A 19912-nucleotide genomic window follows, 5' to 3' on the forward strand; every position below is an offset into this window, starting at 1 on the left:
CCAGAACCGGAAGGACCACCTCCATGATCGTGATCGCCCACCTGAGCGACGTCCACATCGGCGCGACGCCCGAGAGCGCCGGTCGTGCCGGATCCGTCATGCGCTATCTCGACGCGCTGCCCTACGACCTCGACGCGGTGCTCGTCACCGGCGACATCGCCGACCACGGGCGCGCCGAGGAGTACGCGGAGGCGGGCAAGCTGCTCACCTCACGCCATCCCGTCCTGATCGGCCCCGGCAACCACGACGTGCGGGAGGAGTTCCGCAGGAGCCTGCTCGGCGAGCAGCGACCGTCGGCGAAACCGATCAACCAGGTCTACCGCAGCGACCGGGCGGTCTACGCCATGTGCGACTCGTCCATCCCCGGGCAGGACGACGGGCACCTGGACGAGGAGACCCTCGCCTGGCTGGACGGCGTGCTGGCGGGGACGGACCTGCCGGTGTTCGTGGCCTTCCACCACCCGCCGGTGCTGCTGCACAGCCCGCCGGTGGACTCGATCAGGCTGCACCGGCACGAGCCGCTCGAAGCTCTGCTGGCCGCCCGCCCCAATGTGGCCGCGGTGCTGGTCGGCCATGCCCACATGGGGGTCGCCACCACCTTCGCGGGCCACCCGCTGCTGGTCGCGCCGGGCGTCGTGTCCACGGCGCTGCTGCCGTGGGAGGGCGGGATCTCGTTCGAGACGTGCCTCGACTACGACCTTCCGCCGTCGATCGCGTTCCACGTCCTCGACGACGCGGGCCGGGTGACCACCTACCACCGGGTGATCATGCCCTAGCAACGAGGCCCCGGCCGCACTCGGTGGTGCGGCCGGGGACTGGGGCTCACCGCTCCGTGAGGCGGACGAAGGTCACCGAGTGGGCGGGGAAGTCGTAGGTGAAGGCCGAGGAGAAGCCGGTCACCCGCCGCTCCACCGGCGCCACCCGGTCCGGCTCGGCGATCGAGTTCGTGTCCGACGGCGCGCCGGTCAGCGTGGTCACCGTCGCCTCCGGCCGGACGCGGGCGCCGCCCAGGTCCACCCGGCCGCGTACGGAGGTGTCCTGCGCGTTGACGACCTTGAGCGTCACCGACTTCCCTTCCCTGGACACCACCTGGTAGAGCGGCTCCACCGCGGCGCTGTCCACGAACGCGTTGATCTGCTGCCCGTCCAGCCAGGTCGTGATCTTGCGTCCGTCGACCTGGATCTTGAGCCGGTAGTCGCGGCCCGTCTCGACCGTGGTGGCGGACGTGGCGATCGACGACTTGCCGCCGTTCACGGCCTTCTCGACGGCCGACTGGGTGTTGCCCCAGCCGCCGACGTTCCACCAGTAGAAGTTGCCCGTGTCACGGACCCCGAACATCACCAGGAAGCCCTCCGCGCCCGCCGTCTTGCGGGCGGTCACCTCCATCGTGTAGTTCGACCACCCGGCCGAGCCCGCGGTGGACCTGGCGTCCTCGACCTGCGCCGTCTGCGCGTAGGCCCCGTCCTGCACGGCCCACGTGCCCGCGCCGGGCGTCCACGCGCCGGCGCCCGCCGCGAAGTCGTCCGACAGCAGCACGGTCCCGTCGGCCCCGGTGACCTTGACGTCGTCGTACCTGACCTGGGTGTTCCACGCGCCCAGGCCGATCGCGCCCGAGATGTCCGCCACCGGGGCGGCCGCGCCCTCGAACGTGCTCGGCAGCACCCGGTCGCCCACGTTGGTGGAGAACAGCCGCTGCACGTAGTAGCTCGGCGAGCCGTACGCCTGGTCGTTGTCGAACCAGATGAGGTCGGGCGTCCAGTCCACGTAGTCCACGTTGGCCAGCAGCGGCGCGTACGAGGACAGCTCCACGACGTCGGCGTTGCGCTCGATGCCCGTCAGGTAGGAGGCCTCCGCCAGCGCGTTGGAGAACGCGTTGCCCCTGGAGGCGTACTCGCCCACGAACACCTTCGGCCCGGTCCTGTCATAGGAGTCGTAGCGGTGGTTGTTGGCCAGGAACCAGTCGGGGTTGTTGTAGTAGTGCTCGTCGACCAGGTCGGCCTTCTGGTCGCGGGCGAACTGCCACATCCGGTCGAACCAGGCGCCCTGCGACGTCTGCCCTGAGTTGCTGATGATCTTGATCTTGGGATACTTCGCCCGGATCGCGTCGGCGAACTTGGGGTAGTTCGCGAAGAACTCCGGATAGATCTCCTCGTTCCCGAGCCCGATGTAGTCCAGCCCGAACGGCTTCGGATGCCCCATCGCCGCCCGCTTCGCGCCCCAGGCCGACGTCACGGGCCCGTTGGCGAACTCGATCAGGTCGAGGGTGTCCTGCACCCATCTGGCCAGCTTGGCCTCGTCGGTCAGCGGCCGGTTCTCGCCGCAGCCGTTCACGCCCACCGACAGCACGGGCAGCGCCTCGGCCCCGACGTCCTCGGCGAACTGGAAGTACTCGTAGTAGCCGATGCCGTAGCTCTGGTTGTAGCCCCAGAAATTGAAGTTCGCCGGCCGCTCCTCGACCGGGCCGATCGTCTCCTTCCACTGGTAGATGCGCCGCCGGTCCTGGTTGTCGGTGTAGGGGTCGTACGTGCCGACGTTCGTCACGCAGCCGCCGGGGAAGCGCAGGAACTGCGGCTCCAGGTCGGCGATCAGCTTCGCCAGGTCGGCGCGCATGCCGTTCCTGCGGCCCTTGAAGGTGTCGCGCGGGAACAGCGAGACCATGTCCAGGTCCGTCCGCCCGGCCGGGGCCCGCACCACCAGGCGACCCGCGTCGGTGGTGCCGGAGGCCGTGAACGACGCCGTGTACTTCGCCCAGCCGCCCTTGACCTGTAGCGTCGCCTTGCCCAGCACGGTCGTGCCGTCCTCGGCCGTGACCGTCAGCGCGCCCGCCTCCGTGCGCCTGGCCCACAGCGACAGGTCGTAGCGCCGGCCGGTCTTCAGCGGCAGGCCGCGGTTGAACCCGGCGTTGACGGCCCCTGCCGTGCCGTCGCCGGTGACGTCCAGGCGCAGGTAGTTGCGGTTCTGGAGGTTCAGCGGCGCCTCGCCGGCGACCGCCAGCGTCGCGGTGGCGCCCCGCTCGGCCTTGCTCCACGCGGTCAGCCCCGTGTAGGAGCCCTCGTCGGTGGCGTTGAACTCGAACGAGCGGTTCTGGACCAGCTCGGCGTACAGGCCGCCGTCGGCGGCGTGGTTGATGTCCTCGTAGAAGATGCCGTACAGGTTGGGGCCGACCTCGGTGCCCTTGGCCTTGGTGTCCACGGTGAGCTTGCCCGAGGTGTAGCCCTCGATCCCGAACTTCGCCGCCTCCGTCCCCATGACCAGCCTGCCGTCGCTGATCGAGGCGTTCCGGCCGCCCGAGGACACCGTGACCTTGCCGCCGCCCGCGTCCTTGAGCAGGAAGACCGACCCGGTCCTGCTCAGCCGCACCTTGGGGGTGGCCTCCAGGTACTTGCCGGTGGCCGTGTCCTTGAGCGTGACGCCGTCGCCGCTGGGCCCGGCCGTGACGGCCAGGCTGGTCATCGGCGCCTTCGCCGTCGCCCGCACCGCCCCCGACGGATCCGCGACCAGGTACGGCAGCGTCGCCGCGCGCAGCGTGAACGGCCCGGACGGGACCACGGCGCGCCCCTCGCTCGCCTTGATCGCCAGGTAGTCGAAGTCCACGCGCATGGACGTGCCGTTCTGGGCCGAGAGCCCGAACAGGCCGACCTGCCTGACGTCCAGCTTCGCGGTCATCCTGGCGGCCTGCGCCCAGGCGGCGCCGTCCCAGTAGGAGGAGACGAACTCGTCACCGGTCCGCGCCAGCTTGACGATCTCGGCGGCCGAGCCAGGCCTGGCCGCGAAGCCCGAGGTGAAGGCCGCGCCCACCTCGGTGGCCGTCTCGATCACCGGCCCGCCGGCGAACCCCACGTGGGCCAGCCCGGCCCGTACGTAGTTGTCCCAGTCCTGCCAGGCGAGCAGGCCCGCGCTCTGGTAGTCCAGCGTCACCGGCGCGCTCAGCTTGGTGACCAGCTCGAAGTCGCCGGCCGGGATGTCCACCAGGAAGAGGTTCCTGGCGTTGTTGGTGCCCTGGTGGGTGTCGCCGGTCAGCGTGTCCAGGTGCAGCGCGCTGCCTGACAACGACCATCGCGAACTGTCAGGCGACAGGACCGTCCAGTCCTGGCCGAGCGTGGTGCCGTCGAACTGGTCGACGACGGCGCCCTCGGGGATCGGCTCCGCCAGCGCCACGGCTTGCCCGGGCGCCACCAGCAGACCCGCCAGGAGCAGGGCCGATAAGGCGATTCGCGTCATGAGTGGGGGGCTCCTCAACGGTTGTTAGCGTTAACAATTCGAGTGAGCGTTAACAACAGCGATTCGCGACAAGTTAAGGACCCCCGCCTGGCCTCGTCAAGAGGGGTGCTCGCGTAACCCGACCGTAATCCGGCGGCCCTTGACGAGACCCGTTGTTAACGTTCACAGTCGTGGCCAAGCCAGGAAAGGAGCACGGCAGTGGGATCCAGCCTGGGACGCCGCCTGCCGGTCATGGCCGATGTGGCCAAGGAGGCCGGTGTGTCACATCAGACGGTCTCACGTGTGCTCAACGATCACCCGAACGTGCGCAGCGAAACCCGCACCCGGGTGCAGGAAGCGATCGACAAGCTCGGCTACCGCCGCAACCTCGTCGCCCGCGCCCTGGTCACCAAGCACTCCAGGACACTCGGAGTGGTCAGCTTCGACACCACGCTGTACGGTCCGGCCAGCACGGTCTACGGCATCGAGCAGGCGGCCAGGTCGGCCGGCTACTTCGTCAGCATCGTCAGCCTCAAGTCCATCGACAAGGCCGGCGTCCGCGATGCCCTCGACTACCTGGCCGACCAGGGCGTGGACGGCATCGTCGTGGTCGCGCCGCAGCGCTCGGCCGCGCAGGCCCTGGCCGACCTGCCGCTCGGCATCCCCACCGTGGCCGTCGAGGGCGGCGAGGCGGGGACGGTGTCGGTGGTCTGCGTGGACCAGCTCGCGGGCGGCAGACTCGCCACCGAGCATCTGCTGTCGCTGGGACACGAGACGGTCTGGCACGTCAGCGGTCCCTCCGACTGGCTCGAGGCGGAAGGACGCGTGGCCGGGTGGCGGGCCGCGCTGGAGCAGGCGGGCCGCGAGGCCCCGCGACCGCTCGCAGGGGACTGGAGCCCGCGCTCGGGGTACGAGGCGGGGCGCAGTCTGGCGAGCATGACGAACGTCACGGCGGTCTTCGTCGCCAACGATCAGATGGCGCTGGGAGTGCTGCGGGCGTTCACCGAGCAGGGGGTGAGAGTGCCCGAGCGGGTGAGCGTGGTCGGCTTCGACGACATCCCCGAGTCGGAGTTCTTCTCGCCGCCGCTCACGACCATCAGACAGGACTTCGACGCGGTGGGAAGACACAGCATCGAGGTGCTCGTACGGCAGCTCGAAGGCGGTCATCAGGACCGGGAGCGGCTCGTGGTGCCGCCGACGTTCGTCGCCAGGGTCAGCACGGCCCCTCGGGGCTGAGCGGCGCCGGAGGCGGCCGGGTCGTACAGGGAAGGCAGGAAGCGCTGGCGCCCGCCCCGGGATGTTAGCGTTCACATCAGAAGGGAACCCCCCACGTGTTAAAGAGGATCTCGGCGTTGATGCTCGCCGGGCTCACCGCGATGTCGGTGGCAGCATGCGGCGGCGGCAGTGGTGGCACCGGCGGCTCGGGCGGCGGCGGTGACGCGATCACCATGGGCTTCTCCCAGGTCGGTGCGGAGAGCGGCTGGCGGACCGCGAACACCAAGTCCGTGCAGGACTCGGCGAAGAACGCGGGCGTGACGCTCAAGTTCTCCGACGCCCAGCAGAAGCAGGAGAACCAGATCAAGGCCATCCGCTCCTACATCCAGCAGAAGGTGGACATCATCGCCTTCTCGCCGGTGGTGGAGTCGGGCTGGGAGACGGTGCTCAAGGAGGCCAAGGACGCGAAGATCCCGGTCATCCTGACCGACCGCGCGGTGGACTCCAAGGACACGACCCTCTACAAGACCTTCCTCGGCTCGGACTTCATCGAGGAGGGCAAGAAGGCCGGTCAGTGGCTGGTTGAGGAGTACAAGTCCAGCACCGACCCGGTCAACATCGTCGAGTTGCAGGGCACGACGGGCTCGGCGCCGGCCAACGACCGCAAGGCGGGCTTCGCCGAGGTCATCGGGGCCGAGTCGAAGTTCAAGATCGTCGCCTCGCAGACCGGCGACTTCACTCGCGCCAAGGGCAAGGAGGTCATGGAGGCCTTCCTGAAGTCCAACCCGGACATCGACGTGCTTTACGCGCACAATGACGACATGGGGCTGGGCGCGATCGAGGCGATCGAGGGCGCGGGCAAGGTGCCCGGCAAGGACATCAAGATCATCACTGTGGACGCCGTCAAGGACGGCATGCAGGCGCTCTCCGACGGCAAGATCAACTTCATCGTCGAGTGCTCCCCGCTGCTCGGCCCGCAGCTCATGGACCTGGCCAAGAAGGTCATCAAGGGCGAGCAGGTGCCCGCCCGCGTGGTGACCGAGGAGACCACGTTCAACCAGGAGCAGGCCAAGCAGGCTCTGTCCACCCGCCAGTACTGACCGGGCGATCGGGCCGGCCGAACCGGCCGGCCCGATCCCGCGAGGGAGTGCCGTCGTCTGGAGGAGTGGCGGGAGCGAAGCGACCAGAGCGGGGGAAGACGGCGGCGTGAGGCGACCGAGCCCGCCTCACGGAGTGAGGCCAGTAAATGCAGTGGGAGTGCCGTCGTCTGGAGGAGTGGCGGGAGCGAAGCGACCAGAGCGGGGGAAGACGGCGGCGTGAGGCGACCGAGCCCGCCTATGCGAAGCAGAGGCCAAGTAAATGCAGGAGGTTGGATGGCCGTACCCGCGCCGGTCCTGACGATGAGCGGGATCGGCAAACAGTTTCCGGGCGTGAAAGCCCTGGACGGCGTGGACCTGCGACTGCTGCCCGGCGAGGTGCACGCCCTCATGGGCGAGAACGGCGCCGGCAAGTCCACCCTGATCAAGGTGCTCACCGGCGTGTACCCCGCCGACGCGGGCACGATCGAGCTGGGTGGCGCGCCTGTCGTGTTCGGCAGCCCCCAGGAGGCGCAGCAGGGCGGCATCAGCACGGTCTACCAGGAGGTCAACCTCTGCACGAACCTCTCGGTGGCCGAGAACATCTTCATCGGCCGCGAGCCGCGCCGCCTCGGGCGGATCGACTGGAAGCGGATGCGGGCCAGGGCGGGTGAGCTGCTGTCCCGGCTGGAGCTGAGCCTGGACGTGTCGGCGCCGCTGTCGTCGTACTCGCTGGCGATCCAGCAGATGGTGGCCATCGCGCGGGCGATCGACATCGAGGCGAGGGTGCTGATCCTCGACGAGCCCACCTCCAGCCTGGACGCGGACGAGGTCGAGCAGCTGTTCAGGGTGATGCGCAACCTCAAGGAGGAGGGCATCGCCATCCTCTTCGTCTCCCACTTTCTCGACCAGATCTACGAAATTTCGGACCGTATGACGATTCTTCGTAACGGTCGGCTCGTCGGCGAATACCTCACCCGCGAGCTCAGCCAGATCGAGCTGGTCGCCAAGATGATCGGCCAGGAGCTGGCCGCGCTCGAACGGCTGCACGGCGAGGCCAAGGTCTTCGACCGGACGCTCGTCGAGGCACGCGAGCTCGGCAGGCCGGGCGCCATCGAGCCGTTCACGCTCAGCATCCACGAGGGCGAGGTCGTGGGCCTGGCCGGGCTGCTCGGCTCAGGCCGTACGGAGATCGCCAGGTTGTTGTTCGGCGCGGACCACGCGGGCACGGGCGAGATCGCGATCGGCGGGTCGCCCACGTCGTTGCGCACGCCGCGCGCGGCGATGACGCACAAGATCGCGTTCTGCTCGGAGAACCGCAAGGCCGACGGGCTCATCCCGGACCTGACCATGCGCGAGAACATCATCCTGGCGCTCCAGGCGACCAGGGGCTGGACCAGGCCGGTGCCGCGCGAGCAGCAGGACGAGCTGGTCGGCGGGTACATCAAGGCGCTGAAGATCAGCCCGCCCAATCCCGAGCACCTGGTACGCAACCTCAGCGGCGGCAACCAGCAGAAGGTCGTGCTGGCCAGGTGGCTGATCCTGGAGCCCAGGCTGCTCATCCTGGACGAGCCCACCCGGGGCATCGACGTCGGCGCGAAGGCCGAGATCCAGCGGCTGGTGGCCGAGCTGTCCGACGGCGGCATGGCCGTGCTGTTCATCTCCGCCGAGCTGGAGGAGGTGCTGCGGCTCAGCCACAAGGTGGCCGTGCTGCGCGACCGGCGGCTGGTGGCGGAGCTGCCCAACGACGACGGGCTGACGACGGACGTGCTCATGGAGACGATCGCGAGCGGAGGCAGAGTCTCATGAAGGGCCTCATGAAACGCCTGCTCTGGCCGGTGGTGGTCCTGGTGCTGCTGCTGGCGCTGAACGTGATCTTCACGCCCAGCTTCTTCTCGATCCAGGTCAGGGACGGCCACCTGTACGGCAGCCTGATCGACATCCTGCGCTTCGGTGCGCCGCTGATCCTGGTCTCGCTGGGGATGACGCTGGTCATCGCGACCGGCGGCATCGACCTGTCGGTGGGCTCGGTGGTGGCGATCTCGGGCGCGCTGGCGTGCCTGCAGATCAGCCAGGACCAGGGCGTGTTCACGGCGGTCGCGGTGGCGCTCGGGCTGTGCCTGGTGCTCGGGGCCTGGAACGGGTTCCTGGTCGCGGTCATCGGCATCCAGCCGATCATCGCCACGCTGATCCTCATGGTGGCCGGGCGCGGCCTGGCCCAGCTCATCACCGACGGCCAGATCATCACCGTCAACAGCCCGTCGTACAAGGTGATCGGCGGCGGCTACTGGCTGACGGTGCCGTTCGGCATCCTCATCGTGCTGGTGGTGCTGGCGATCACCGCGTTCCTGACCCGGCGGCTGGCGCTGGGCATGCTGATCGAGTCCGTCGGCGGCAACGCCGAGGCCAGCAGGCTGGCGGGCATCAGGTCGCGCGGGATCATCATCATGGTGTACGCGTTCGCCGCCCTGTGCGCGGGCGTGGCCGGCCTGATGATCAGCTCGAACGTCTCCAGCGCCGACGGCAACAACGCCGGCCTGTGGATCGAGCTGGACGCCATCCTGGCCGTCGTGATCGGCGGCACGTCGCTGGCCGGCGGGCGGTTCTCGCTCGGGGGCACGGTGCTCGGCGCGCTGATCATCCAGACGCTGACCACCACGATCTACTCCATCGGCGTGCCGCCGGAGACGACGCTGCTGTTCAAGGCGCTGGTCGTGACGGCCGTCTGCCTCATCCAGTCCCCGTCGTTCCGGGAGAAGGTCTTCCACCGGCGAGGCCGCCCACTACCGCCGACCCCGGCGCCAGGAGAGAACGTACGCGTGCGCGAAGGAGTGCGGCCATGAACGCGAGGGAGTGCCGTCGCCTGGAGGAGCGGCGGGAGCGCAGCGACCAGAGCGGGGGAAGGCGGCGGCGTGAGGCGACCGAGCCCAGCCGAACGGAGAGAGGCCAGTGGACACAGCGCCGTCGCCTGGAGGAGTGGCGAAAGCGCAGCGACCAGAGCGGGGGAAGGCGGCGGCGTGAGGCGACCGAGCCGCCGAACGGAGTGAGGCCATGAACACGACCACGACGCTTGGGCGGACCTCCGTGCCGGCCAAGTACTTGCCGGTCCTGGTGACCGGGTGCCTGTTCCTGGCCATGTTCGTGGTCGGCGGGATCCGTTACGAGGGGTTCGCCAGCGGCCAGGTGGTGCTCAACGTCTTCATCGACAACGCCTTCCTGCTGGTGGTGGCGGTCGGGATGACGTTCGTGATCCTGACCGGCGGCATCGACCTGTCGGTCGGCTCGGTGGTGGCGCTGTCCACGATGATCTCGGCCAGCCTGATGGCGGGGCCCGGGTGGCCTCCGTACCTGGTGGTCCCGCTGGTGCTGGTCATCGGGTCGGGGCTGGGGCTGGTGATGGGCTACATCGTGCACGCCTTCGACATCCAGCCGTTCATCGTGACGCTGGCGGGGATGTTCCTGGCCAGAGGGCTGTGTTACACGATCGGGACGGACTCGATCCCGATCGAGGATCCGACGTTCACGGCGTTCGCGCAGACCAGGATCGACCTGTTCGCCGACATGTGGATCTCACCGAGCGTGATCGTCGCCGTGGTGGTCGTGATCGTGGCGACGTACGTGCTGCACTACACGCGCCTGGGCCGGTCGGTCTACGCCACCGGCGGGAGCCAGCAGTCGGCGATGCTCATGGGGCTGCCCGTCGGGCGGACGAAGATCACGGTCTACACGATCAGCGGGTTCTGCTCGGCGCTCGGCGGGGTGCTGCTGTCGTTCTACATGCTCTCCGGCTACGGCCTGCACGCGGTGGGCATGGAGCTGGACGCGATCGCGGCGGTCGTGATCGGCGGCACGCTGCTGACCGGCGGCAGCGGGTTCGTGCTCGGCACCGTGCTCGGTGTGCTCGTGCTCGGACTGATCCAGACGATCATCAGTTTCGAAGGGACTCTGTCGTCGTGGTGGACCAAGATCTTCATCGGATTGCTGCTCTTCGTCTTCATCCTGCTGCAGCGGCTGTTCTCGGCTCGGGCACGTCGCTGACCTGCGTGAAAGTTACCTGAAAGTTTCCGTGAGGTTATGTCCAGCCGTTGACATAAGCTTTGTTAGCGATAACAATCGGCGGAAGCAAGCGCGAACTTTGTTCTGGTTCGTCACGTTCTGTGATGAAGCCATTTGCTCTACCGGCAGTCGCCCCGTCAAGCGCTGCCGCGACCCCCATCGCAAGGAGATGACATGAGGTTGGGAAGAATCGGGGGCGTGGTGTCCGTCCTCGCGCTCGCCGGGGCCCTGACGGCCTGCGGTTCGAGCACGAAGACGGTCGACGCCCAGCCCACCGGCTCGGCCGCTGCCGCCGGCAACGCGGGCGCCCTGATCGGCGTCACGATGCCGACCAAGTCGTCGGAGCGCTGGATCCACGACGGCGACAACGTCAAGCAGCAGCTTGAGAAGCTGGGTTACAAGGTCGACCTCCAGTACGCGGAGAACGACATCCCGACCCAGGCCAACCAGATCGAGAACCAGATCACCAAGGGCGCCAAGCTCCTGATCATCGCCTCGATCGACGGCACCGCCATCACCTCGCAGCTCCAGCAGGCCGCCGACGCCAAGATCCCGGTCATCGCCTACGACCGGCTGATCCGCAACAGCCCAAACGTCGACTACTACGCCACCTTCGACAACTTCAAGGTCGGCGTGCAGCAGGCGACCTCGCTGCTGAAGGGCCTCGGCGTCGAGGACGGCAAGAAGGGCCCGTTCAACGTCGAGCTGTTCGGCGGCTCGCCCGACGACAACAACGCGACCTTCTTCTGGGAGGGCGCCCAGTCGGTGCTGAAGCCGAAGATCGATGACGGCACCATCGTGGTCAAGAGCGGCCAGACCGACTTCAAGACCGCCGCGATCCTGCGTTGGGACCCCGCCACGGCGCAGAAGCGCATGGAGGACATCCTCACCAAGACCTACACCGGCGGCGCCAAGGTCGACGGCGTGCTCTCGCCGTACGACGGCCTGTCCATCGGCATCCTGTCGGCGCTGAAGAGCTCCGGCTACGGCACCAGCGGCCAGCCGTACCCGACCGTGACCGGCCAGGACGCCGAGCTCGCCTCGGTCAAGTCGATCATCGCCGACGAGCAGTACTCCACCATCTTCAAGGACACCCGCCAGCTCGCGGAGCAGACCGTGAAGATGGCCGACGCCGTGCTCAAGGGCGGCAAGCCCGAGGTGAACAACACCAAGGACTACGACAACGGCAACAAGGTCGTCCCGTCGTTCCTGCTCGACCCGGTGATCGTCGACAAGGACAACTACAAGGAAGTCATCGTCGGCGGCAACTACTACACCGAGGACCAGCTCAAGTAAGGGGTCAGGCCCCGGGACGCCGTTCCCGGGGCCTTCTCTGAGCGAGGGACATATGACCGAGCACATTTTGCGGATGAGTGGGATCACCAAGACGTTCCCCGGCGTGAAAGCGCTGCAGGACGTCACCCTGTCCGTCCGGCGGGGCGAGATCCACGCGATCTGCGGCGAGAACGGCGCCGGCAAGTCGACGCTGATGAAGGTGCTGTCCGGGGTCTACCCGCACGGCGACTACGAGGGCGAGATCACCTTCGAGGGTGCGCGCTGCGAGTTCGGCGGCATCCGCGACAGCGAGCACGCCGGCATCGTCATCATCCACCAGGAGCTGGCGCTCAGCCCGCAGCTCTCCATCGCCGAGAACATCTTCCTCGGCAACGAGCGCGCCAAGCGCGGCTTCATCGACTGGAACCGCACCAACTTCGAGGCCGCCGCGCTGATGAAGCGGGTCGGCCTCCGCGAGAACCCGACGACGCCGATCGCCGACATCGGCGTAGGCAAGCAGCAGCTCGTCGAGATCGCCAAGGCGCTGTCCAAAGAGGTGAAGCTGCTCATCCTCGACGAGCCCACCGCCGCGCTGAACGACGACGACTCGGCCCATCTGCTCGACCTGCTACGCGGCCTGCGCGACGAGGGCATCACCTGCGTGATCATCTCGCACAAGCTGAACGAGGTCATCGCGATCGCCGACTCCGTCACGATCATCCGCGACGGCCGCACGATCGAGACGCTGGACATGAGCGCCGACCACGTGACCGAGGACCGCATCATCTCCGGCATGGTCGGCCGCGCGCTGGACAACCGCTTCCCGCCGCACGAGCCGACGATCGGCGCGGAGGCGCTGCGGATCGAGGACTGGACGGTCTACAGCCCCAGCCAGCCCGGCAGGAAGGTGGTCGACGGGGCCGCCATGACCCTGCGCCGCGGCGAGATCGTCGGCCTGGCGGGGCTGATGGGCGCCGGGCGTACGGAGCTCGCGATGAGCGTGTTCGGGCGCGCGTACGGGGTGCACATCTCCGGCAAGGTCTTCAAGGACGGCAAGCCGATCGAGATCCGCAACGTGCAGGACGCGATCAGGCACGGCATCGCCTACGCCACCGAGGACCGCAAGAGGTACGGACTCAACCTCATCGAGGACATCAAGCGCAACATCAGCGCGGCCGGGCTCAAGGGCCTGGCCAAGCGCGGCTGGGTGAACGAGAACGAGGAATACAAGGTCGCCGAGCAGTTCCACAAGAGCATGAACATCAAGGCGCCCAGCGTCAACAGCGTGGTCGGCAAGCTGAGCGGCGGCAACCAGCAGAAGGTCGTGCTCTCCAAGTGGATCCTGACCGAGCCGGACGTGCTCATCCTGGACGAGCCCACCAGAGGCATCGACGTCGGCGCCAAGTACGAGATCTACACGATCATTAATCGCCTGGCCGACGAGGGCAAGGCGGTCCTGGTGATCTCTTCTGAGTTGCCTGAGCTGCTCGGCCTGTGCGACCGGATCTACACGCTCTCCGAAGGCCGCATCACCGGCGAGGTGCTCCGCGAGGACGCCACGCAGGAAAACCTCATGCATCTCATGACCAAGGGACAGGAGTAGCTCTGATGAGCAGCATCACGCCCGCCGACGTGGAGGTCGGCGCCAAGGGCGACGGGGGAGCGCCACGGCAGCCGGGCCGGGTGTCGCTGGGCGGCCTGTCACTCAACCTGCGTTCGAGCGGGATCTACATCGCCTTCGCGCTGATCGTCGCGCTGTTCACGGTGCTGACCGACGGCGCGATGCTCCAGCCGCAGAACATCTCCAACATCATCGTCCAGAACTCCTACGTCCTGATCCTCGCGATCGGGATGATCCTGATCATCATCGCCGGGCACATCGACCTGTCCGTCGGCTCGGTGGTCGCGGTCACGGGAGCGCTGTCCGCGGTGCTCATGGTGAACATGGGCCTGCCCTGGCCGCTGGCCCTGCTGATCACGCTGGTCGCGGGCGCGCTCATCGGGGCCTGGCAGGGGTACTGGATCGCGTACTTCGGCATCCCGGCGTTCATCGTGACGCTGGCCGGCATGCTGCTGTTCCGTGCGCTGACCATGACCGTGCTGGGCAACCAGGGCATCGGCCCGTTCCCCGACCAGGTCCGTACGCTGGCCAACGGCTTCACCAGCGACTACCTCGGCAACATCGGCCTCGGCCCGCTCGGCGGCGCCGACCTGTTCAGCCTGCTGATCGGCCTCGTCGCGATCGCCGGCATGGTGGCCGCCCAGTGGCGCACCCGCAACGCGCGCCAGGGCTACGGCCAGAGCGTGGAGCCCTTCGCGCTGTTCGTGCTGAAGATGGCGGCCGGCGCCGCGCTGATCCTCTTCCTCGTCGTGCAGCTCGCCCGCTTCAAGAACCTCCCGTGGGTGCTGGTCCTGCTGGCGGTGCTCGTGCTGGCCTACTCGCTGATGGCCAACAGGACGGTGTTCGGCCGGCAGATCTACGCCATCGGCGGCAACCTCCAGGCGGCCGTCATGTCCGGCGTGAAGGTCAAGTCGGTCGTCTTCTGGATCTTCGTGAACATGGGCGTGCTGTCGGCCATCGCCGGCATCATCTTCGCCGGCCGGCTCAACCAGGCGGGTCCCACGGCGGGCAACAGCTTCGAACTGGACGCCATCGCCGCGGCCTTCATCGGCGGCGCGGCCGTCCAGGGCGGTGTCGGTAAGATCGTCGGGGCCATCACCGGTGGCCTGATCATGGCGGTCATCAACAACGGCATGTCCTTGATCGGCTCGCCCAGCGAGCGGGTCATGCTCGTCAAGGGCGCCGTCCTGCTGGCCGCCGTGGCCTTCGACGTCTGGACCAAGCGCAGGGCGGGCGCCGCCCGCTGATCGGCGACACCGATCAGCGCGCCGAGAGCCCAGAGAAAGGAGAGACCGTGACGACCCCGAAGCGCCGCCTGCCGGTCATGGCCGACGTGGCCAAGGAAGCAGGCGTGTCGCACCAGACGGTCTCCCGGGTGCTCAACGACCACCCGAACGTACGGGCCGACACCCGTGCCCGGGTGGAGGCGGCGATCACCCAGCTGGGCTACCGGCGCAACCTGGTCGCCCGCGCCCTGGTCACCAAGCGGTCGAGGACGCTCGGCGTGGTCAGTTTCGACACCACGCTGTACGGCCCCGCCAGCACGATCTACGGCATCGAGCAGGCGGCCAGGGACGCCGGCTACTTCGTCAGCATCGTCAGCCTGAAGTCCATCGACGCGGGCAGCGTGCGCGACGCCATCGACTACCTCGCCGAGCAGGGCGTGGACGGGGTCGTGGTGGTCGCGCCGCAGCGCTCGGCCGGCCGGGCGCTGGAGAGCCTGCCCGTCGGCATGCCGGCGGTCGCGGTCGAGGGCACGCACCGGGCCGACGTGTCGGTGGTGTGCATCGACCAGATCGAGGGCGCCAAGCTCGCCACCCGGCACCTCCTGGAGCAGGGCCACGACACCGTCTGGCACGTCAGCGGGCCGGTCGACTGGCTGGAGACCGAGGGCAGGCTGGAGGGCTGGCGCTCCGCTCTTGAGGAGGCGGGCCGGCCGGTGCCCGAGCCGCTGGCCGGTGACTGGAGCCCGCGCGCGGGCTACGAAGCGGGCATGAGCCTGGCCTCGATGGACGGCGTCACGGCCGTCTTCGCGGCCAACGACCAGATGGCGCTCGGCGTGCTGCGCGCCCTGTCGGAGAAGGGCGTGCGGGTTCCCGACCAGATCAGCGTGGTGGGCTTCGACGACATCCCGGAGTCGGAGTTCTTCTCGCCGCCGCTCACCACGGTCAGGCAGGACTTCGACGTGGTGGGCCGGCACTGCATCGAGGTGCTGCTGCGGCAGATCGACGTGGGGCCCACCGCGTACGAGCGTCTGGTCGTCAGGCCCAGCTTCGTCGTCAGGTCGAGTACGGCGGCGACCAGGTAGATGATTGGCATGCCCCCGAAAACCCCCTGGAGTTCAATGTGAACGCTAACAACTACGTGGTCGGAGTGGACTTCGGCACGCTCTCCGGGCGTGCCGTCGTCGTGCGCGCGAGCGACGGCGCCGAGCTGGGCAGCGCCGTCCACGAGTACGCCCACCGCGTCATCGAGCAGAGCCTGCCCGGCTCGGACCGCAAGCTGGGCCCCGACTGGGCGCTGCAGTCGCCGCAGGACTGGCTCGACGTGCTGAGGATCGCCGTGCCCGCGGCGATCGCCGCCGCCGGCGTCCCGCCCGAGCAGGTGATCGGCATCGGCACCGACTTCACCGCCTGCACCGTGCTGCCCACCACCGCCGACGGCACGCCGCTGAGCGACGAGACGCCCGGCGAGCCGCACGCCTGGCCGAAGCTGTGGAAGCACCACGCCGCGCAGCCGCACGCCGACCGGATCAACGAGCTGGCCGCGCGCCGCGGCGAGAGCTGGCTGCCGCGCTACGGCGGCAAGATCTCCTCCGAGTGGGAGTTCGCCAAGGCGCTGCAGGTCCTCGAAGAGGCGCCGGACGTGTACGCCAGGGCCGAGCGCTGGATCGAGGCCGCGGACTGGATCATCTGGCAGCTCACCGGCGTCGAGAGCCGCAACATCTGCACCGTCGGTTACAAGGGGATCTTCCAGGACGGCGGCTACCCGTCGGAGGAGTTCCTCGCCGAGCTGAACCCGGGCTTCGCCGGATTCGCCGGCAAGCTCGCCACCGGCGAGGTCGGCGACAAGGTCAACGGCACGACGCTGGCCCCGCTCGGCGGCCTGGCCGGCCGGCTGACCGCGCGGGCCGCCGGGTGGACCGGCCTGCCCGAGGGCGTGGCCGTGGCCGTCGGGAACGTGGACGCGCACGTCACCGCCGCCGCCGCGGACGCCGTCAGGCCCGGCCAGATGGTGGCCATCATGGGCACCTCCACCTGCCACATCATGCCCAGCGACCAGCTCGCCGAGGTGCCCGGCATGTGCGGCGTCGTGCGCGACGGGATCGTTCCCGGCCTGTGGGGCTACGAGGCGGGCCAGTCGGCGGTGGGCGACATCTTCGCCTGGTTCGTGGACAACTTCGGCGCCGACGGCCACGAGCGGCTCACCGAGCTGGCCGAGCGGCAGGCCGTCGGCGAGCACGGCCTGGTGGCGCTCGACTGGTTCGGCGGCAACCGCTCGGTGCTGGTCGACCACAACCTGTCCGGCGTCATCATCGGCCAGACCCTGGCCACCAAGCCCGAGGACGTCTACCGGGCGCTCATCGAGTCCACCGCGTTCGGCGCGCGGATGATCGTGGAGACGTTCGAGAAGTCGGGCGTGCCGGTCGAGGAGTTCGTGGTCGCCGGCGGTCTGCTGAAGAACCGCTTCCTCATGCAGGTCTACGCCGACGTGCTGCGCCGCCCGCTGTCGGTCATCGGCTCCGACCAGGGGCCCGCGCTCGGCTCGGCGATCCACGCGGCCGTCGCCGCCGGCGCCTACCCGGGCATCGAGGAGGCCGCCGCGGCGATGGGCAAGCGCACCGAGGCCGCGTACGTGCCCGACCAGGCCAGCGCCGACGCCTACGACCGGCTCTACGCCGAGTACCGCCGGCTGCACGACTTCTTCGGCGACGGACAGATGCTGCACACGCTGCGCGCGATCAGGAACGAGGCCCGCTCATGAGACAAATCGTCGCCGACCTGCACGCTGAGCTGGTCCGGTACAACCTGGTGGTCTGGACGGCGGGGAACGTCTCGGGGCGGATCCCGGGCGAGGACCTGTTCGTCATCAAGCCGTCCGGCGTCTCCTACGACGAGCTGACGCCGGAGAACATGGTCGTCTGCGACCTGGACGGCAACCTCGTCGAGGGCGAGCACGCCCCGTCCAGCGACACGGCCGCGCACGCGTACGTCTACCGCAACATGCCCGAGGTGGGCGGCGTCGTGCACACCCACTCCACCTACGCCTCCGCCTGGGCCGCCCGCGGCGAGGCCATCCCGTGCGTGCTGACCGCGATGGCGGACGAGTTCGGCGGCGAGATCCCGATCGGCCCGTTCGCGCTGATCGGCGACGACTCGATCGGCCAGGGCATCGTGGAGACGCTCAAGGGCCACCGCTCGAAGGCCGTGCTCATGCAGAACCACGGCGTGTTCAGCATCGGCAAGGACGCCAAGTCCGCCGTGAAGGCCGCCGTGATGTGCGAGGACGTCGCGCGTACCGTGCACGTGGCCAGGCAGCTCGGCGAGCCGCTGCCGATTCCGCAGGACGACATCGACCGCCTGTACGACCGCTATCAGAACGTCTACGGACAGAGGAGCCCGCGTTGAACATCTGGTTTCTGACCGGTAGCCAGGGACTCTACGGCGAGGACACGCTGCGCCAGGTCGCCGAGCAGTCTCAGCGCATCGCCGAGCAGCTTCCCATGCCGGTGGAGTGGAAGCCCGTGCTCACCGACGCCGCGGCGATCCGGCGGGTGATGCTGGAGGCCAACGCCGACGACTCCTGCGCGGGCGTGATCGCGTGGATGCACACGTTCTCCCCGGCCAAGATGTGGATCGCCGGGCTCGACGCGTTGCGCAAGCCGCTGCTGCACCTGCACACGCAGGCCAACGTGGAGCTGCCGTGGAGCTCCATCGACATGGACTTCATGAACCTCAACCAGGCCGCGCACGGCGACCGCGAGTTCGGGCACATCCAGACCCGGCTCGGCGTGCCGCGCAAGACCGTGGCCGGGCACGTCTCCGACCCGTCCGTGGGCGAGCGCATCCTGACCTGGGTACGCGCCGCCAAGGGCCTGGCCGAGGTGCGCACGCTCAAGCTGGCCCGCTTCGGCGACAACATGCGCGACGTGGCGGTCACCGAGGGCGACAAGGTCGAGGCGCAGCTCCGCTTCGGCGTCTCCGTCAACACCTACGGCGTCAACGACCTGGTCGAGGTGGTGGACGCCGCCTCCGACGCCGACGTGACGGCGCTGGTCAAGGAGTACGCGGAGCAGTACACCGTCGCCCCCGAGCTGCTCGGCGAGCGCAACGAGTCGCTGCGCTACGCGGCCAGGATCGAGCTCGGCATGCGGAGCTTCCTGGAGGCGGGCGGCTTCAAGGCCTTCACCACGAACTTCGAGGACCTCGGCGGCCTGCGCCAGCTCCCCGGCCTGGCCGTGCAGCGGCTCATGGCCGACGGCTACGGCTTCGGCGGCGAGGGCGACTGGAAGACCTCGGTGCTGCTGCGCACGCTCAAGGCCATGGCGCCGGGCGGCACCTCGTTCATGGAGGACTACACCTACGACATGACGCCCGGCGGGGAGCTCATCCTCGGCGCGCACATGCTGGAGGTCTGCCCCTCGATCGCGGCGGGCACGCCGTCGTGCGAGATCCACCCGCTGGGCATCGGCGGCAGGGAGGACCCGGTCCGGCTCGTGTTCGACGCCGAGCCCGGCCCCGGCATCGTGGTGGGCCTGGCCGACATGGGCGACAGGTTCCGGCTGGTGGCCAACGAGATCGACGTCGTGCCGCCGCCTCAGCCGCTGCCCAACCTGCCCGTGGCCCGCGCGGTCTGGCGCCCCCGCCCCAACCTCCGCACCTCCACGGAGTCGTGGCTCACCGCGGGCGCCCCGCACCACACCGTGCTCTCCCAGGCCGTCGGCCGCGACGAGCTGACCGACCTGGCCGACATGCTCGGCGTGGAGCTGGCGGTCATCGACGCCGACACCACGACCGAGCGGTTCGCCAAGGAGCTGCGCTGGAACCAGGCGTACTACCGCCTGGCCCAGGGCTTCTAACCCGGCAGGTCCCCGGGGGGCTTCTTGGGGGCGTTCTTGCGCTGCTGCTCGGCACGTTCGCGGCAGCGGCGCAGGAACTCCTCGTCGTCATCGGGACTGGTGGCGGCGAAGCGCCCGGGGCGGTCGTACTCGGGGAACGCGCTCGGCCGCGTGGCCGCCGACGCGGCGGACTGCGGCCGGCCCGCGACGAGCCAGATGATCGACCCGACGAGCGGGAACAGCAGCACGATGATGACCCAGCCGATCTTCGGCAGGTTCCTGCAGAGCACGTCGGACGTGGTGATCACGTCGAAGAGGCAGTAAAGCCAGAGCACAAGCGTGACCAGGCCGAGGGCCTCGGACAGGTAGAGCACGGCACACCTCCGTCAGCGGCACCTGAAACTAGCGGTA

The 19912-nt window shown here is 68.8% G+C and carries 15 protein-coding genes; 13 read left to right on the forward strand and 2 right to left on the reverse strand.

Annotated features, from left to right (window positions below; all coding sequences use genetic code 11):
• Nucleotides 1–23 precede the first annotated feature (23 nt).
• Complete coding sequence (locus ABEA43_RS38215) at nt 24–776, forward strand: metallophosphoesterase (protein WP_345569752.1); 753 nt, start codon at nt 24–26, stop codon at nt 774–776.
• A 46-nt stretch (nt 777–822) separates the two neighbouring features.
• Here ABEA43_RS38215 and ABEA43_RS38220 read toward each other — a convergent pair whose 3' ends face one another.
• On the reverse strand, nt 823–4221 hold the full coding sequence (locus tag ABEA43_RS38220) for an alpha-L-arabinofuranosidase C-terminal domain-containing protein (RefSeq protein WP_345569753.1): 3399 nt from the start codon (nt 4219–4221) through the stop codon (nt 823–825).
• Between the two features lie 231 nt (nt 4222–4452).
• Here ABEA43_RS38220 and ABEA43_RS38225 point away from each other — a divergent pair, with 231 nt between their 5' ends.
• The 12 genes from ABEA43_RS38225 (at nt 4453) to araA (ending at nt 19522) form a co-directional block, all read left to right on the forward strand.
• Nucleotides 4453–5436 (forward strand): LacI family DNA-binding transcriptional regulator, encoded by a 984-nt coding sequence (locus ABEA43_RS38225; RefSeq protein ID WP_345569991.1) that lies wholly within the window; start codon nt 4453–4455, stop codon nt 5434–5436.
• A 95-nt stretch (nt 5437–5531) separates the two neighbouring features.
• Nucleotides 5532–6515, forward strand: coding sequence for an ABC transporter substrate-binding protein (locus tag ABEA43_RS38230; protein WP_345569754.1), 984 nt, complete (start codon nt 5532–5534; stop codon nt 6513–6515).
• Between the two features lie 273 nt (nt 6516–6788).
• Nucleotides 6789–8300: a sugar ABC transporter ATP-binding protein gene (locus ABEA43_RS38235; protein ID WP_345569757.1), complete on the forward strand. Its 1512-nt coding sequence runs from the start codon at nt 6789–6791 to the stop codon at nt 8298–8300.
• 8 nt (nt 8301–8308) lie between these two features.
• Nucleotides 8309–9334 (forward strand): ABC transporter permease, encoded by a 1026-nt coding sequence (locus tag ABEA43_RS38240; RefSeq protein WP_345569759.1) that lies wholly within the window; start codon nt 8309–8311, stop codon nt 9332–9334.
• 208 nt (nt 9335–9542) lie between these two features.
• Nucleotides 9543–10529, forward strand: coding sequence for a galactofuranose ABC transporter, permease protein YjfF (gene yjfF / locus ABEA43_RS38245; protein ID WP_345569761.1), 987 nt, complete (start codon nt 9543–9545; stop codon nt 10527–10529).
• A 192-nt stretch (nt 10530–10721) separates the two neighbouring features.
• On the forward strand, nt 10722–11843 hold the full coding sequence (chvE, locus tag ABEA43_RS38250) for a multiple monosaccharide ABC transporter substrate-binding protein (RefSeq protein WP_345569764.1): 1122 nt from the start codon (nt 10722–10724) through the stop codon (nt 11841–11843).
• Nucleotides 11844–11916: 73 nt separating this feature from the next.
• Nucleotides 11917–13425 carry a multiple monosaccharide ABC transporter ATP-binding protein gene (gene mmsA, locus ABEA43_RS38255; protein ID WP_425570426.1) on the forward strand — a complete coding sequence of 503 codons (1509 nt, stop codon included), beginning with the start codon at nt 11917–11919 and terminating at the stop codon, nt 13423–13425.
• A 5-nt stretch (nt 13426–13430) separates the two neighbouring features.
• Nucleotides 13431–14690, forward strand: coding sequence for a multiple monosaccharide ABC transporter permease (mmsB, locus tag ABEA43_RS38260; RefSeq protein WP_345569767.1), 1260 nt, complete (start codon nt 13431–13433; stop codon nt 14688–14690).
• Nucleotides 14691–14737: 47 nt separating this feature from the next.
• Nucleotides 14738–15751, forward strand: a complete 1014-nt coding sequence (locus tag ABEA43_RS38265; RefSeq protein ID WP_345569769.1) for a LacI family DNA-binding transcriptional regulator — start codon at nt 14738–14740, stop codon at nt 15749–15751.
• Nucleotides 15752–15807: 56 nt separating this feature from the next.
• Nucleotides 15808–17427, forward strand: a complete 1620-nt coding sequence (gene araB, locus ABEA43_RS38270) for a ribulokinase (RefSeq protein ID WP_345569993.1) — start codon at nt 15808–15810, stop codon at nt 17425–17427.
• Nucleotides 17424–18071 carry an L-ribulose-5-phosphate 4-epimerase gene (locus ABEA43_RS38275; RefSeq protein ID WP_345569770.1) on the forward strand — a complete coding sequence of 216 codons (648 nt, stop codon included), beginning with the start codon at nt 17424–17426 and terminating at the stop codon, nt 18069–18071. The genes araB and ABEA43_RS38275 overlap by 4 nt, the downstream gene beginning before the upstream one ends.
• Nucleotides 18068–19522, forward strand: a complete 1455-nt coding sequence (gene araA / locus ABEA43_RS38280; RefSeq protein ID WP_345569772.1) for an L-arabinose isomerase — start codon at nt 18068–18070, stop codon at nt 19520–19522. Before ABEA43_RS38275 ends, araA begins: the two co-directional genes overlap by 4 nt.
• Here the strand turns inward: araA and ABEA43_RS38285 are convergent.
• Complete coding sequence (locus tag ABEA43_RS38285; protein ID WP_345569774.1) at nt 19519–19875, reverse strand: PLD nuclease N-terminal domain-containing protein; 357 nt, start codon at nt 19873–19875, stop codon at nt 19519–19521. The genes araA and ABEA43_RS38285 overlap by 4 nt on opposite strands.
• Nucleotides 19876–19912: the final 37 nt, after the last annotated feature.

It is taken from the genome of Nonomuraea rosea (genome assembly GCF_039539705.1).
GTDB lineage: Bacteria > Actinomycetota > Actinomycetes > Streptosporangiales > Streptosporangiaceae > Nonomuraea > Nonomuraea rosea.